Annotated in this window: 16 protein-coding genes; 12 read left to right on the top strand and 4 right to left on the bottom strand. The window is 59.2% G+C overall.

Translation table 11 applies throughout. From position 1 onward, the window contains the following. Positions 1-249 precede the first annotated feature (249 nt). Complete coding sequence (locus ACL2XG_RS23340) at positions 250-645, top strand: YgiW/YdeI family stress tolerance OB fold protein (RefSeq protein ID WP_410014105.1); 396 nt, start codon at positions 250-252, stop codon at positions 643-645. Positions 646-688: 43 nt separating this feature from the next. Here ACL2XG_RS23340 and ACL2XG_RS23335 read toward each other — a convergent pair whose 3' ends face one another. Beyond that, complete coding sequence (locus tag ACL2XG_RS23335; protein WP_410014104.1) at positions 689-1,114, bottom strand: GNAT family acetyltransferase; 426 nt, start codon at positions 1,112-1,114, stop codon at positions 689-691. Between the two features lie 243 nt (positions 1,115-1,357). Here ACL2XG_RS23335 and amiA point away from each other — a divergent pair, with 243 nt between their 5' ends. The 5 genes from amiA to tkt all read left to right on the top strand — a co-directional run bounded on the left by amiA (position 1,358) and on the right by tkt (position 6,888). After that, complete coding sequence (gene amiA, locus ACL2XG_RS23330) at positions 1,358-2,233, top strand: N-acetylmuramoyl-L-alanine amidase AmiA (protein WP_410014103.1); 876 nt, start codon at positions 1,358-1,360, stop codon at positions 2,231-2,233. Between the two features lie 103 nt (positions 2,234-2,336). Then, positions 2,337-3,257, top strand: a complete 921-nt coding sequence (hemF, locus tag ACL2XG_RS23325) for an oxygen-dependent coproporphyrinogen oxidase (protein WP_413723387.1) — start codon at positions 2,337-2,339, stop codon at positions 3,255-3,257. Beyond that, positions 3,257-3,706: a YaiI/YqxD family protein gene (locus ACL2XG_RS23320; protein WP_410014101.1), complete on the top strand. Its 450-nt coding sequence runs from the start codon at positions 3,257-3,259 to the stop codon at positions 3,704-3,706. The genes hemF and ACL2XG_RS23320 overlap by 1 nt, the downstream gene beginning before the upstream one ends. Positions 3,707-3,927: 221 nt before the next feature. After that, positions 3,928-4,878 carry a transaldolase gene (gene tal / locus ACL2XG_RS23315; protein WP_410014100.1) on the top strand — a complete coding sequence of 317 codons (951 nt, stop codon included), beginning with the start codon at positions 3,928-3,930 and terminating at the stop codon, positions 4,876-4,878. A 15-nt stretch (positions 4,879-4,893) separates the two neighbouring features. Further along, the gene (tkt, locus tag ACL2XG_RS23310) at positions 4,894-6,888 is read left to right on the top strand and encodes a transketolase (protein WP_413723388.1); all 1,995 of its coding nucleotides are present in this window, start codon (positions 4,894-4,896) and stop codon (positions 6,886-6,888) included. Positions 6,889-7,059: 171 nt separating this feature from the next. Here the strand turns inward: tkt and ACL2XG_RS23305 are convergent, their stop codons facing one another. Together ACL2XG_RS23305 and nudK are read right to left on the bottom strand one after the other, a co-directional pair. After that, the gene (locus tag ACL2XG_RS23305; RefSeq protein WP_413723389.1) at positions 7,060-7,767 is read right to left on the bottom strand and encodes a phage antirepressor KilAC domain-containing protein; all 708 of its coding nucleotides are present in this window, start codon (positions 7,765-7,767) and stop codon (positions 7,060-7,062) included. A gap of 218 nt (positions 7,768-7,985) precedes the next feature. Continuing rightward, positions 7,986-8,564: a GDP-mannose pyrophosphatase NudK gene (nudK, locus tag ACL2XG_RS23300; RefSeq protein WP_413723390.1), complete on the bottom strand. Its 579-nt coding sequence runs from the start codon at positions 8,562-8,564 to the stop codon at positions 7,986-7,988. A gap of 307 nt (positions 8,565-8,871) precedes the next feature. On the opposite strand from nudK, the gene acrD reads away from it, so the two are divergent. Beyond that, a complete protein-coding gene (acrD, locus tag ACL2XG_RS23295; RefSeq protein WP_413723391.1) occupies positions 8,872-12,048 on the top strand; it encodes a multidrug efflux RND transporter permease AcrD in 3,177 nt (1,058 codons plus the stop codon). Positions 12,049-12,165: 117 nt separating this feature from the next. Here the strand turns inward: acrD and ypfM are convergent, their stop codons facing one another. After that, on the bottom strand, positions 12,166-12,225 hold the full coding sequence (ypfM, locus tag ACL2XG_RS23290; protein ID WP_410016756.1) for a protein YpfM: 60 nt from the start codon (positions 12,223-12,225) through the stop codon (positions 12,166-12,168). Between the two features lie 363 nt (positions 12,226-12,588). On the opposite strand from ypfM, the gene ACL2XG_RS23285 reads away from it, so the two are divergent. The 5 genes from ACL2XG_RS23285 to ACL2XG_RS23265 all read left to right on the top strand — a co-directional run bounded on the left by ACL2XG_RS23285 (position 12,589) and on the right by ACL2XG_RS23265 (position 15,358). Further along, on the top strand, positions 12,589-12,765 hold the full coding sequence (locus ACL2XG_RS23285; RefSeq protein WP_413723392.1) for a hypothetical protein: 177 nt from the start codon (positions 12,589-12,591) through the stop codon (positions 12,763-12,765). Positions 12,766-12,984: 219 nt separating this feature from the next. Continuing rightward, positions 12,985-13,365, top strand: coding sequence for an ArsC family reductase (locus ACL2XG_RS23280; protein ID WP_410014094.1), 381 nt, complete (start codon positions 12,985-12,987; stop codon positions 13,363-13,365). 1 nt (position 13,366) lies between these two features. Next, the gene (gene dapE, locus ACL2XG_RS23275) at positions 13,367-14,494 is read left to right on the top strand and encodes a succinyl-diaminopimelate desuccinylase (protein WP_413723393.1); all 1,128 of its coding nucleotides are present in this window, start codon (positions 13,367-13,369) and stop codon (positions 14,492-14,494) included. Next, positions 14,491-15,165: a M15 family metallopeptidase gene (locus ACL2XG_RS23270; RefSeq protein WP_413723394.1), complete on the top strand. Its 675-nt coding sequence runs from the start codon at positions 14,491-14,493 to the stop codon at positions 15,163-15,165. The genes dapE and ACL2XG_RS23270 overlap by 4 nt, the downstream gene beginning before the upstream one ends. 4 nt (positions 15,166-15,169) lie before the next feature. Further along, complete coding sequence (locus ACL2XG_RS23265; protein ID WP_331117783.1) at positions 15,170-15,358, top strand: YpfN family protein; 189 nt, start codon at positions 15,170-15,172, stop codon at positions 15,356-15,358. The last annotated feature ends 11 nt before the right edge of the window (positions 15,359-15,369 follow it).

The following is a 15,369-nucleotide window of genomic DNA, read 5'->3' as shown; positions in this document are numbered from 1 at the left end:
CAAACGACGTAAAGTGCCATTAATCGGGTTGATTGACAAACCGCGTTTTTAACGCGGGAACATCCCCGCGGATAACGGATTATAGGGTGCGTTAATGTCTGTTTACCGGCCCCGTAATGACGGCGGGCTCGCAAATCAAGCGCCATGTGCCATGCTTAGGTTTTCATTGTATAAATAAATAATCGGGATTCTACCCTGCCCATTCCACCGGTTACGGCGGCATGGGCCGATTTAAAAGGAGAACTATTGATGATGAAAAAAGCGACAATTGCCGCGCTTATCCTATTATGCAGCCTGCCGGCACTGGCGCAAAACGGCGGTTTTCACGGCGACGAGCCGCCCCCGCCCCCCGACAAACAGCAAAGCGGCTTCAGAGGCTCCGCCGATGCCAAGCAGGTCACCATAAAGCAGGCCAAGGGGATGAAAGACAATGCCTGGGTCACCCTGCAGGGCAATATCGAGAAAAAGCTTGGCGGGGATAAATACCTGTTTCGCGACCATACCGGCAGTATCGAGGTGGAAATCGATAATGATAAATGGAACGGGCAGGATGTCTCTCCCAAGGATTTACTGGTCATCAGCGGTAAGCTGGATAAGGACCGCCACGGCGTAAACGTGGACGTGGAACATCTCCTGAAGCAATAAGCCGGCCGGGGCCGGCACGACCACCGGCCCTTCCCCCGCCGCGCTAGTACTCCTGATCCTCGATCAGCCGCTTGCCCAGGGTCACGCTCTCGATAAGTTCGTATTCCAGCTTTTCATACATGCCGATCACCGCCTCGTTGTCTTCGCGCACCATCAGATGGATCTTCGGACAACCGCGCGCGATAAGCTTTTTCTCCAGACGGCTTATCAGCGCGTTGGCAATGCCCCGGCCGCGGTAATCGGGGTGTACGCCAAGATAATAGGCCGAGCCGCGATGGCCGTCGTACCCGCCCATAATCGAGCCGACCACTTCCCCCGCCACCTCGGCCACCATAAACAGGTCGGCGCCGCACTGCATTTTACGCTCGATATCCATTTCCGGATCGTTCCAGGGACGCAGCAAATCGCAACGTTCCCAAAGCGTAATCACTTCCTCGAAATCGTCTTGACGAAATACACGGATTTCCATAGCTGACCGCCGTAATTTCAAGCAAATAAACCTAATAGACTGATTATCGCGTTATTTACCCTGAAGGCAAATAACATCGTCGCCGGGAGCGCTATTTCTTGCTTATTAACCTGATAACGGTTTTTCCCGCGCGCCGGCAGGTAATAGATGGACATAGTTCCGCCATCGATCGCGGGAGATTCTTATGTTATACCCTAACATTTGCCGCCAACCCTCAGCATCCGGTCTGTTTTAGCTATGGTCATGAAAAAAGTCATACCCTCCGCCCCCCTGAATATTCTGCAATCCCGCCGCCAAATGCTGCTGTCGTGCCTGGCGCTGGCCTCGTTGACCGCCCGGCCGGGCTTTGCCGCCGGCGCGCTGCTGCCCGCAAGCCCGGGCGCGCCCAGGCCCGCCGGCGGTCCGCACTGCGTGATGATTGATCCCGGCCATGGCGGCATCGATCCCGGCGCCATTGGCCACCAGGGCGCCAAGGAGAAGCATGTGGTGCTGGCGATTGCCAACAAGGTGCGCGACAACCTGGCGCGGCACGGCCATATCCAGACCCGGCTGACCCGCGAGCAGGACGAATTTATTCCCTTGTTCCGGCGGGTCGAGCTGGCCCATGAGCACCGGGCGGATCTGTTTGTTTCCATCCACGCCGACGGGTTTACCAGCCCGGACGCCGCCGGCGCGTCGGTATTCGCCCTGTCCAATCGCGGCGCCAGCAGCGCCATGGCCGGATATCTGTCGCAAAAGGAAAACGCCGCCGATGACGTGGCGGGAGGCAAATACCGGCAGCAGGATAATTATCTGCAGCAGGTGTTGTTTGATCTGGTGCAGACCGATACGATTAAAAACAGCCTGACGCTGGGCCGCCACCTGCTTAACCATATCCGGCCGGTGCATCAGCTGCACAGCCAGCATACCGAGCAGGCGGCGTTCGCGGTGCTGAAATCCGCCTCGATCCCGTCGGTGCTGGTGGAAACCTCCTTTATCACCAACCATCGGGAGGAGCAGTTGCTGGAAACCGCGGCGTTTCAGGATCGTATCGCCTCGGCCATCAGCAGCGGCATCGTGGACTTTTTCGCCTATTTCGACGCCCATGAGCGGCATGCGGGCGGCGCCACCCGCCCCTAAGGGGCGTTGCGGCGGTTGGTCACGGCAGCCGGCGAGGTTATACTGCATGGCCTATATCTCCGCGCGGCCTTAACCCCGCGCGCAATCAACCAGGGCTTGCGACATGACTTCACCTGATATTGGACATATCAAAGGCTTCCTGCTGGATCTGCAGGACAGAATCTGCCATGCCCTAGCCGCGGAAGACGGCGGCGCCTTCAGGGAAGACCTGTGGACGCGCGACGAGGGCGGCGGCGGGCGCACCCGGGTCCTGCGCCAGGGCCAGGTATTTGAACAGGCGGGAGTCAATTTTTCCCACGTGGAGGGCGCGCGCCTGCCCGCCTCCGCGAGCGCGCACCGCCCCGAACTGGCCGGGCGGAGCTTTCAGGCACTGGGCGTGTCGCTGGTGGTCCATCCGCACAACCCCTACGTTCCCACAAGCCATGCCAACGTGCGTTTTTTTATCGCCGAAAAACCCGGCGCCGATCCGGTGTGGTGGTTTGGCGGCGGCTTCGATCTCACGCCGTTTTATGGTTTCCAGGAAGATGCGGTGCACTGGCACCAGACCGCCCATGACCTCTGCCGTCCGTTTGGCGACAATGTGTATTCCCGCTACAAAAGCTGGTGTGACGACTACTTCTTCCTGAAACACCGCAACGAGGCGCGCGGCATCGGCGGGCTGTTTTTCGATGATCTCAACACGCCGGATTTCGAGCGGGCCTATGCATTTACCCGCGCGGTGGGCGAAGGCTACCTGGACGCCTACCTGCCGATAGTCCGCCGGCGCAAGGTTTTGCCGTGGGGAGAGCGGGAACGCCAGTTTCAGCTCTATCGTCGCGGGCGCTACGTCGAGTTCAACCTGGTCTGGGATCGCGGTACGCAGTTCGGGCTGCATTCGGGCGGGCGCACGGAATCCATTTTGATGTCGCTGCCGCCGCAGGTGCGGTGGGAATATGATTATCAACCGCAGCCGGACAGCCCGGAGGCGGCGCTGTACCGCGACTTCCTGCCGGTGCGCGACTGGCTGTCCCAAGGAGAACGTTAATGGCGATATGGGTTGACGCCGATGCCTGCCCCAAGGTGATCAAGGAAATTTTATTCCGCGCCGCGCAGCGTTTGTCGGTCATGGTAACGCTGGTGGCCAACCAGACCCTGGCGGTGCCGCCCTCGCCCTTTATCCGCACCCTGCGCGTCGGCGCCGGCTTTGACGTGGCGGATAATGAAATCGTCCGCCGCGTCGGCCCGGGCGATCTGGTGATCACCGCCGATATTCCCCTGGCGGCGGAAGTGCTGGAAAAAGGCGCGGTGGCGCTCAACCCGCGCGGCGAGATGTACCGGCCCGAGACGATTCGCGAACGGCTGACCATGCGGGATTTTATGGATACCCTGCGCTCCAGCGGCATCCAGACCGGCGGGCCGCCGCCGCTCAGCCAGCGCGAACGCCAGGAATTCGCCCGCGAGCTGGATAAGTGGCTGCAGCAGGCCAAAGGCTGACGACGCCACGGTTTCACCCGGCACACGGCGGCGCCGGCGGCGGACGGGCCGCCGCTTTTTATTCGGCGCCCGGGCCCCGCTTGCCGCGGGGCCGCCATCGTTTTTGTCCATTATAATAATCAGAAAAAGCGCATTTCATTCTGCGTCTTGTTGAGGCAGTGTTATCCTTAGGTTAACTGTAACTTAGATCAGATGTATTATTTTCTTCATGGAGTTGAGAAATGAATCAGTTAGAAGCGCTAAAGCAATTCACTACCGTCGTGGCCGACAGCGGCGACATCGAATCGATTCGTCATTATACCCCGCAGGATGCCACCACTAATCCATCGCTGATCCTCAAGGCCGCCAGCCTGACCGCCTACCAGCCGCTGTTTGAAGACGCGCTGGCCTATGCCCGCAAGCAGGGCGGCACCCGGGAAACGCAGATCATCAATGCCAGCGATAAGCTGGCGGTGAATATTGGCGTCGAAATACTGAAAAGCGTCCCGGGCCGCGTCTCCACCGAAGTGGATGCCCGCCTGTCGTTCGATCGCGGTATGTGCGTGGCCAAGGCGCGCAAACTGGTCGGCCTTTACCAGGATCAGGGCATTGATAAATCCCGTATCCTGATCAAACTGGCCTCCACCTGGGAAGGCATCAAGGCGGCGGAGGAATTGGAACGGGAAGGCATCAACTGTAACCTGACCCTGCTGTTTTCGTTCGCCCAGGCCCGTGCCTGCGCCGAAGCCGGCGTATACCTGATTTCGCCGTTCGTCGGGCGCATCTATGACTGGTATAACCAGCGTAAACCGATGGAACCGTACGATGTGGAACAGGATCCGGGCGTTAAGTCGGTGCGCGCTATCTATGATTATTATAAAGAACATCGCTACCAGACGGTGATCATGGGCGCCAGCTTTCGCAAGACGGAACAGATCCTGGCGTTAGCCGGCTGCGATCGCCTGACCATTTCCCCGGCCTTGCTGGAAGAGTTGCATAACAGCGAAGAACCGGTAGAGCGCAAGCTCTCTCCTTCCACTGAAGGTTTTCACCAGCCCGCCCCGTTGTCCGAACCCGAATTCCGTTGGGAACACAACCAGGATCCGATGGCCGTTGATAAACTGGCTGAAGGCATTCGTCAGTTTGCGGTGGACCAACAGAGCCTGGAAGACCTCCTGGCGGCCAAACTGTAATCTTTGGAGCATTCAATGACCTCTCGTAAAGTGCTTGCCAATGCCATCCGCGCCTTAAGCATGGATGCGGTTCAAAAAGCCAACTCCGGCCATCCCGGCGCCCCGATGGGCATGGCGGATATCGCCGAAGTGTTGTGGCGCGATTATCTGAACCATAATCCGTCCAATCCGAAATGGATGGATCGCGACCGGTTTATCCTTTCCAACGGCCACGGCTCGATGCTGCTCTACAGCCTGCTGCACCTGACCGGCTACAACCTTCCCATCGAAGAGTTGAAAAACTTCCGCCAGCTGCATTCCAAAACGCCGGGCCACCCTGAATACGGTTATACCGACGGCGTGGAAACCACCACCGGCCCATTGGGCCAGGGCATCGCCAACGCGGTGGGCATCGCCATCGCCGAACGCACCCTGGCGGCGCAGTTTAACCGTCCGGGCCATGAGATCGTCGATCATCATACCTATGTCTTTTTAGGCGACGGCTGCATGATGGAAGGCATTTCCCACGAGGTCTCCTCCCTGGCCGGCACCATGAAGCTCGGCAAGCTGGTGGCGTTCTACGACGATAACGGCATATCCATCGACGGGCATGTGGAGGGCTGGTTTAACGACGATACCGCCAAGCGGTTTGAAGCCTACGGCTGGCACGTGGTGCGCGGTGTTGACGGTCACGACAGCGATGCGGTGAAAGCGGCGATTGAAGAAGCGCGCGCGGTGACCGATAAGCCGTCGCTGCTGATGTGCAAGACGGTAATCGCCTTCGGCTCGCCGAATAAAGCCGGCACTCATGGGGCGCACGGCGCGCCGCTGGGCGCCGACGAAGTCGCCGCCACGCGTAAGGCCATCGGCTGGAACGAGCCGCCGTTTGTCATCCCGCAAGAGGTGTATGACGGGTGGGACGCCAAACAGGCCGGCGCGGCCAAAGAGTCCGCCTGGAACGAAAAATTCGCCGCCTACGAAAAAGCCTTCCCGGAGCTGGCGGCGGAATTCAAGCGCCGTACCCAGGGCCATTTGCCCGCCGACTGGCAGGCGCAGAGCAAGGCGTATATCGAAAAACTGCAGGCCAACCCGGCCAGTATCGCCAGCCGTAAAGCCTCGCAAAACGCCCTGGAGGCTTTTGGCCCGCTGCTGCCGGAACTGTTGGGCGGCTCCGCCGACCTGGCGCCGAGCAACCTGACCCTTTGGTCGAAATCGGTGTCCATCGCCGATGACGCCGCGGGCAACTATATTCATTACGGCGTGCGCGAGTTCGGCATGACCGCTATCGGCAACGGTATCGCGCATCACGGCGGCTTTGTGCCTTATACCGCCACTTTCCTGATGTTCGTGGAATATGCCCGCAACGCGGTGCGTATGGCGGCGCTGATGAAGGCGCGGCAGATCATGGTGTATACCCATGATTCCATCGGCCTGGGCGAGGACGGACCGACCCATCAGCCGGTGGAGCAGTTGGCGAGCCTGCGGCTGACGCCGAACATGAGCAACTGGCGGCCGTGCGACCAGGTGGAAACCGCCGTGGCCTGGCAGCAGGCGCTTGAGCGTCATGACGGACCTACCGCGCTTATCCTCTCGCGCCAGAACCTGGCGCAGCAGGATCGCAGCGCGCAGCAATTGGCCGATATCGCCCGCGGCGGTTACGTCCTGAAAGACAGCGAGGGTACGCCTGAGCTTATTATTATCGCCACCGGCTCGGAAGTGTCGCTGGCGGTGGCGGCGTGGGAGAAACTGAGCGGCGAGGGCCGTAAGGTGCGGGTGGTGTCGCTGCCGTCCACCGACGTGTTTGATAAGCAGGATGAGGCGTACCGTGAAGCGGTGCTGCCCCATGGGGTGCAGGCGCGCCTGGCGATTGAAGCCGGCATTGCCGATTATTGGTATAAATATGTCGGCCTGAACGGCGCCATTGTCGGCATGACCACCTTTGGTGAATCGGCTCCGGCCGAGGAACTGTTTAAGGTGTTCGGTTTTACGGTCGAAAATGTGCTGGAAAAAGCGCGCGGCTTGTTAAAGTAGTCTTGGGCGCTCGGTCGGGCGGCAACACCACGCCCGAGTCGACCCCATCGTCACGCTCTGCCTTGAACAGGTTTACCTGCGGATTTCATTCTCCGTGACTACCCTGCTTCTGAAACCAGCCGGCATTTGCCGGCTGGTTTTTTTTATGCCGGGAAGCGGCGGAAACGGTACTCAGGCCGCGGCGCCTTTTTGTTCCTGGGCGATATGCGCCGCCCATAAGCCGGCGACCCATTTTACGCCTTTGGCCGTGAAGCGGGTCTGGGAAAAGGCGTGGCGGTTTTCCCCGGTGCCACGGTACAGTTCAAAGCGCCCCGCCTCCAGGTGCTGCTGGTGCGGCGTGAGCACGCCGGACAGGCGGTACATGATTTGGCGTTCCAGCAGGAACTGGCGGAAATCCGCTTCTTTGGCTTTCAGTAATTTGCAGACCTGGCGAAACCCCAGGGCGCCGTCGACCACCACGTAGCGATCGAAAAAATCCGCTTTGGGCGCGATAGCGGCAAGGCGGTTTTCCAGCGCCTGGCGGCGTTCATATTCCTGGGCCCAGGCGCGCGCCGCCACCGCCGGGTTGGTAAAGTCCGGCAGGTCGTGCTGCATTTCCCGTTCATGCCAGCGATCGAGCACCGCCGGGGTGTAGCCCGGCGACAGCCGCGCAATGACCGTAAGCGAGTCGCGCTTGTTCAGCTGATATTCCTGGGAGGTTCCGTCCGGGCGTTGATAATCCGTCGCGCGCACAGGCTGGCTTAGGCGCCGGGAGGCGTCCAGGCTGTTGATCAGGCGTTTCACTTCACCGTGGGAGATGCCGGTCAGACCGGCCAGTTCACGGCTGCTCATCGAGACCGTTTGATGAAGGGTTTCAAAACCCGCTGCGGATATCATCATAGCTTTCCCCACGTCTTTATCAGTACGGCAAACAGGCAGTGCGGGCATATCGCCGAACAGAGCCCATTATGGTTCACCACCGGACCGGAGCCTTTGCCGGGAGACAGGCTCCCTGTCGGTAGTGTAATAAATATACAGCATAGCTGTGTATTTATCCAGTACTTTATTAACGCGAGTCGTTACAGCCGCAGATTACCCAGCCGTCCGCCGCCTGGGCGTTATGCCTTCAGCCAGCCCCGGATGTGCGCCTGCTGCAACAGCATAATGGTCTTGCCGTCCTGGATGCGGCCGTCCTGCACCATCGCCATGGCCTCAGGGTACGGCAGCTCCAGCACTTCGATATCCTCATCATCAATACCGCCGCCGCTGTTGTCGCGCTGCGCATCGTCATATTCGGCGGCAAAAAAATGCAGGATTTCCGTAACGCCGCCCGGCGACATATAGGCCGAAAAGAGTTTCTCCACCGTTCCCACCGCATAGCCGGTTTCCTCAATGGCTTCGCGCCGGATGCACTCCTCCGGCGAGTCATCGTCCAGCAGGCCGGCGCAGGCTTCCAGCAGCATGCCGGTGGCGTTGCCGTTAACGTAGGTAGGCATACGGAACTGGCGTATCAGCACCACGCTGTTTTTGGCGCGGTTATACAGCAGGATGACGGCGCCGTTGCCGCGGTCGTAGACTTCGCGCATCTGGCGTACCGGCGTGCCGTCTTTTCTTTGCAGTTCGAAAACAAATCTCCGCAATACAAACCAATGGTCCGATAACAACTTATTTTCGATAATTTTGATCATAAACGCCATGACGCCCTCTATAATCCGACTAAAGACCTGGAACTGTGATCTTGATCATAACGCAAACCGGCGCCGGAGCGAGAGCGATTCCGGGCAAACCGCGTTAAAGGATAAGGTGGGAACAGGCTTGGCGCCGCGCGCGACCGGCGTGGAAAACGGCGGCGTCCGCCTCGGATACAACGACACTAGTACTTCTTTACACGATCTCCTTTTTTTCTCCACGTTTTCTTCGGTCCCGGCGCGTAAAGTACCATGGCGGCGAGCAACGTCACTTTCGCCGTACGATAACAGGACACTCGCCCCGGGGTTTTATTGAATGGCTAATTTTTTTATCGATCGCCCGATTTTCGCCTGGGTACTGGCAATTATCGTTGCCTTGACCGGCACCATGGCTATATTTACGCTGCCCATTGAGCAATATCCCAAATTAACGCCGCCCACGGTGCGTATTACCTCCAAGTATCCCGGCGCTTCCGCTAAAACGGTGGAGAATGCCGTTACCCAGATTATCGAACAAAACATGACCGGCCTGGATAATCTGCTATATATGGCCTCGCAAAGCAGCAATACCGGCCAGGCCACCACCACCCTGACTTTCGAGGCGGGGACCGACCCCAACGAAGCGATGCAGGAAGTGCAGAACCAACTGCAGGTGGCGATGAAACGATTGCCGCAGGCGGTGCAGACCCAGGGCGTGACCGTCACCAAGACCGGCGACAGCAACCTGATGATGGTGGCCTTTGTGTCCACCGACGGGTCGATGGATAAATCCGATATCGCGGATTATATGGTGAGTAATCTGCAAGAACCGCTCAGCCGGGTCAGCGGGGTCGGCAGCATCGATGCCTACGGGTCGCAATACTCGATGCGCATCTGGCTTAATCCTGATGCCCTGGTCAATTACCAGTTAACCACCGCCGACGTGGTCACGGCCATCGAGGCGCAAAACAGCCAGGTGGCGGTCGGCCAGCTGGGCGGCACGCCGGCGGTGAACGGGCAGGCGCTTAACGCCACCATTAACGCCCAGTCGCAGTTGCAGACGCCGGAGCAGTTTCGCGCCATTACCCTGCGGGTCAACAGCGACGGCTCGGCGGTGACGCTCGGCCAGGTGGCGACCATCGAGCTGGGTTCGGAAAGCTACGATTACCTGACCCGCTATAACGGCATGGCCGCGGCGGGCATGGGTATCAAGCTGGCCTCCGGGGCCAATGAGCTCGATACCAACCGGCTGGTAAAACAAAAGCTGGCGGAGCTGGCGCCCTTTTTCCCCCATGGCCTGAAGGCCGAAATCGCCTATGAAACGGCGCCGTTTGTCACCGCCTCCATCGAGGACGTGGTGAAAACCCTGCTGGAAGCCATTGTGCTGGTGTTCCTGGTCATGTACCTGTTCCTGCAGAATTTCCGCGCCACCCTGATCCCGACCATCGCCGTGCCGGTGGTGCTGCTCGGCACCTTTGCGGTGCTCTCTGCCAGCGGGTTCAGCATCAATACCCTGACCATGTTCGCCATGGTGCTGGCGATAGGGCTGCTGGTGGACGACGCCATCGTGGTGGTGGAAAACGTCGAGCGGGTGATGAGCACCGAGGGCCTGTCGCCGCGCGACGCCACGCGCAAATCCATGAGCCAGATCCAGGGCGCGCTGGTGGGCATCGCCCTGGTGTTGTCGGCGGTGTTTGTGCCGATGGCGTTTTTTGGCGGCACCACCGGCGCCATCTATCGTCAGTTTTCGGTCACCATCGTCGCCGCGATGGTGCTGTCGGTGCTGGTGGCCATGATATTGACCCCGGCGCTGTGCGCCACCCTGCTTAAACCGCTGCCGGCAAATCATCAGCACGCGCGGCGCGGTTTTTTCGGCTGGTTTAACCGTGTATTTGACCGGGGGGCGGAACGTTACCAGCAGGGGGTCACGCGCATTTTGCAACGCACGGCGCGCTGGCTGCTGCTGTACGGCCTGCTGCTGGCCGGCATGGCGTTTCTGTTCTTGCACCTGCCCACGTCGTTCTTGCCCGAGGAAGACCGGGGGGTGTTTATGGGACAGGTGACGCTTCCCACCAATGCGACCCAGGAACAAACGCTGAAGGTGGTCGCCAAGGTGGAAAACTACTTTCTGACCCATGAAAAAGATAATGTGCTGTCGGTATTCTCCACCATCGGCGCCGGTCCCGGCGGCAACGGGCAAAATGTCGCCAGGATGTTTATCCGCCTGAAGAACTGGGATGACCGCGCGAGCGCCGATCGCACCGCATCAGCCATTATCGCGCGCGCCACCAAGGAGTTCAGCCATATTTCCGAGGCGCGGGTGCTGGCCAATAATCCGCCGGCCATCTCCGGCCTGGGCAACGCCGCCGGTTTCGATTTGATGCTGGAAGACAAGGCGGGCCAGGGCCATGACACATTGATGAAGGCGCGCGACCAGCTGCTGTCGCAGGCGGCCGCTTCGCCTGAGCTATCGCGCGTGCGGCATAACGGGCTGGACGACAGTCCGCAGTTGCAGATCGACATCGATCAGCGCAAGGCGCAGGCCCTGGGCGTGAGCGTTGACGATATTAACGATACGCTGCAGACCGCCTGGGGTTCCAACTACGTCAACGACTTTATCGACCGCGGCCGCGTCAAGCGGGTCTATGTGCAAGCGGCGGCCAAATACCGCATGCTGCCCGACGACGTGTATCGCTGGTATGTGCGTAACGGCAGCGGCACCATGGTGCCCTTCTCCGCGTTCGCCACCTCACATTGGGAATACGGCTCGCCGCGGCTGGAACGCTATAACGGCGTTCCGTCGGTGGAAATTGTCGGCGAAGCCGCGGCCGGCGTGAGCAACGGCACGGCGATGGACCTGATGGAGAAGCTGGTGGCGGGACTACCCAACGGCATGGGGCTGGAATGGACCGCGATGTCGTATCAGGAACGGCTCTCGGGTTCCCAGGCGCCGGCGCTGTACGCTATCTCGCTGCTGGTGGTATTCCTGAGCCTGGCGGCGCTGTATGAAAGCTGGTCGATACCTTTTTCGGTGATGCTGGTGGTGCCGCTGGGCGTGGTGGGCGCGCTGCTGGCAACCTGGATGCGCGGGCTGGAGAACGATGTGTATTTCCAGGTCGGCCTGCTGACGGTTATCGGCCTCTCGGCGAAAAACGCCATTCTGATCGTAGAGTTCGCCAATGAGCTGAACCAGCGCGGCCAGGGAGTGATCGAGGCCACACTGCACGCCTCGCGCATGCGGTTAAGGCCCATCCTGATGACCTCGCTGGCGTTTATCTTCGGGGTGCTGCCGATGGCCATCAGCCGGGGAGCGGGGTCCGCCAGCCAGCACGCGGTCGGTACCGGCGTTATCGGCGGCATGATCTCGGCCACGATACTGGCGATCTTTTTTATCCCGCTGTTTTTTGTGCTGATCCGCCAGCGCTTCCCGACCAAAGATCATCCGGACGCCAATATCCAGTTATTGCCGGATAACGCGGACGTAACGCCCGGCGACGGCCCAACCCGGCTTTAAACCGATAATCCGCTAAAACGACAAAGGCCACCTTGATGAGAGGTGGCCGTTTATTCGTACGATGATTTCCAAGCTGGTTAGCGTTAAAAAGGAACAACGCCTTTTTTCAGCTTGCCACTACTTGCGCAGCATTGCTTCGATGAAATCTTTCCAAGTGACTAACTCTGTATCAATCATACCCTGCCTCTCTTTTTTGTACGGCGATTATACAAAGTCTCTTTAGAAAATAAAAGAGGGCTACGGATGTATTAATTTTAATTGCCCGTAGAGATCACATAATATATTAGCCTCAGGGGGCTAATGCCCTGTTTTGATGCACGACTCTCCGGCCATGACCGGTTTTTTCCCCGCAATGGTTAATGTTTAGATCAAAAATGTGACAATTCAGCCGCAATGATTGCAATTTGCTAAAAATTGCAATTAATTGCTGATTTTAAACAACAAATCTTTAATCATCGTCGCAATATCCGCATTTGAACAGGCAAAACCAGGCATTTGCCCTACCCTTTCTTCATAAGTTCTTTTTATGGTTTGGCGCCCATGAACCAGGTAATGATAAAAAAACATATTCACCCTGAATGCTTAAAAGCGGGTGTCAGGGAGTCGAACGCAACCCTTTATAAGCGCAGCAAGAAATCCTTTATTGCCTTCATTGTCTTGGCGCTGCTTTTTAATAAACAGCACTATGGCCCGGCAGAAAAAACGCAACCCCGGTAAAGCGATACATGGGCGTAAAATAATAAATCGATGCATAAGTTAAATTATTGGCACATTATGTTATCACTTGGGTTAATAATAGGGTTTTTAGCGCGGTAAAAAAGACAGTATTGCCCGTCGGCCATAACGATAAGCAATGATTGCCCCGCCGTCTGGATCCTCCGGCCATTTTCCCGCATTATTGGCGCAACAATGTTTTTTTACAGGTAACGCTTTGCCATGGCAGACCCGGATGTTGCATTTACGCTCTACGGTATCAAAAACTGCGATACGATAAAAAAGGCCCGCCGCTGGCTTGACGAGCGGCAGGTGGCTTACCGGTTCCACGACTATCGCGTCGATGGCGTCGACCGCGGATTAGTGCAGGGTTTCGCGGACGGCGTGGGCTGGCAGGCGCTGCTTAATACCCGCGGCACCACCTGGCGCAAGCTAAGCGACGCCGAGCGGCAGGCGGCCGAAGGGGCCGCGGGGGCGCTGGCGCTGATGGTCGGCCAGCCGGCCGTCATCAAGCGGCCGGTGCTGCAGTCCCCTGACGGCAGGCTTATGGTAGGTTTCGACGCCGAAGGCTACCAACTCTTCATCACCCACAAGGAGGCCTGACATGTCTTGTCCGGTACTGGAGCTGGCGCAGCAGTTAATCAAACGCCCGTCCCTCAGCCCCGACGACGCCGGCTGCCAGGCGCTGCTGATTGACCGCCTGCGGGCGGCCGGGTTTACCATCGAGCCGATGAACTTTGGCGCCACGCACAATTTTTGGGCCTGGCGCGGCGAGGGCAGAACCCTGGCGTTTGCCGGCCATACCGACGTGGTGCCGGCGGGCGATGCTCTCGGCTGGGATAATCCGCCGTTCGAGCCGGCCCTGCGCGACGGCATGCTTTTCGGCCGCGGCGCCGCCGATATGAAAGGCTCGCTGGCCGCCATGATCGTCGCCGCCGAGCGTTTCGTCGCCCAGCATCCACAGCATCGGGGACGGCTGGCATTCCTTATCACTTCGGATGAGGAGGCCACCGGCGCCGACGGTACGGTAAAAGTGGTGGAAGCGTTGATGGCGCGCGATGAGCGGCTGGATTATTGCCTGGTGGGTGAACCGTCGAGCCATCTGCGCGTCGGCGATATCGTGAAAAACGGCCGGCGCGGTTCGCTGACCGCCACGCTTACCGTGCTCGGCACCCAGGGGCATGTGGCTTACCCGCATCTGGCGGATAATCCGGTGCACCGCGCCATGGCGGCGCTCAATGAGCTGGTGACGATCGTCTGGGACGAAGGCAATGCGTTTTTCCCCCCCACCACCATGCAAATCGCTAATATCCACGCCGGTACCGGCAGCAATAATGTGATTCCGGGCGAATTGCTGGTGCAGTTCAACTTCCGCTTCAGCACCGAACTGACCGATACCCTGATCCGGTCCCGGGTGGAGGCCCTGCTGGAGCGTCACGGGCTGCGCTACCATATCGACTGGTGGTTATCGGGCCAGCCGTTTCTCACGCCGCCCGGAGAGCTGGTGGCGGCGGTCATCAACGCGGTCAGGCATTACCAGGACCTGACGCCGCGCCTGGAAACCACCGGCGGCACCTCGGATGGGCGTTTTATCGCCCGCATGGGCGCGCAGGTGGTGGAACTGGGGCCGGTGAACGCCACTATCCATAAAGTGAACGAATGCGTCAGCGCCGCCGACCTGCAATTGCTAAGCCGGATGTATCAGCGCATCATGGAGCAACTGATCCCATGATGACGCCGGACATGTTGACCGGCCAGACCGACCGGCACCTGGCGCCGCTGTGCGATCGCCATCGCCTGCAGCCCGAGGCGGTCACCGCCTTTCAAGACCTGCGGCAGGCTGCGCGCCAGGCGGGTTTCAATCTGCAGCCGGCCAGCAGTTTTCGTGATTTTGACCGCCAATTGGCTATCTGGAATGGCAAGTTTCGCGGCGAGCGGCCATTATTAGATAACTACAGCCGGCCGCTGGACAGTCAAAGCCTGACGGTGGCCGAGCGCTGCCACGCCATCCTGCGCTGGTCGGCGCTGCCGGGCGCCAGCCGCCATCACTGGGGCAGCGATCTGGATGTGTACGATCCGGACTTATTGCCCGCCGGCGCGACGCTGCAGCTGGAGCCGTGGGAGTATCTGCCGGGCGGCTATCTTGCCCCGCTGGCCGACTGGCTGGGCGAATGGATGGCCGGATACGGTTTTTACCGCCCCTACGCCCATGACCGCGGCGGCGTGGCCGCGGAACCCTGGCACCTGAGCTATCGTCCCCTGGCGCAGGAGGCGGAGCGGCTGCTTACGCCGCAATTACTGCTGGCATCATGGAAAGACCGCGATGTGGCGGGCGCATCCTGGCTGACGCCTCGATTGCCGGCCCTGTTTCGCCGTTATATTGGAAATGTGGATAAGGAGTAAGGATATGCATTGGCTGGCGGACTACTGGTGGATTATTTTAATTATCCTGGCGGGTATGCTGATAAGCGGCATTAAAGAGTTGCGCCGCGTAGATGTGAAACGCTACCTGAAAGACAAGCCCGAGTTGCCGCCGCACCGCGACAACAACGCAAAATGGGACGACGACGACGACTGGCCGAAAAAGAAACCCTAGCGGCCAGAAAT

It is taken from the genome of Sodalis sp. RH24 (assembly GCF_047324145.1).
Taxonomy (GTDB): domain Bacteria; phylum Pseudomonadota; class Gammaproteobacteria; order Enterobacterales; family Enterobacteriaceae; genus Acerihabitans.
The sequence above is the reverse complement of the archived record's forward strand: the minus strand, read 5'-3'. Positions and strand labels throughout refer to the sequence as shown.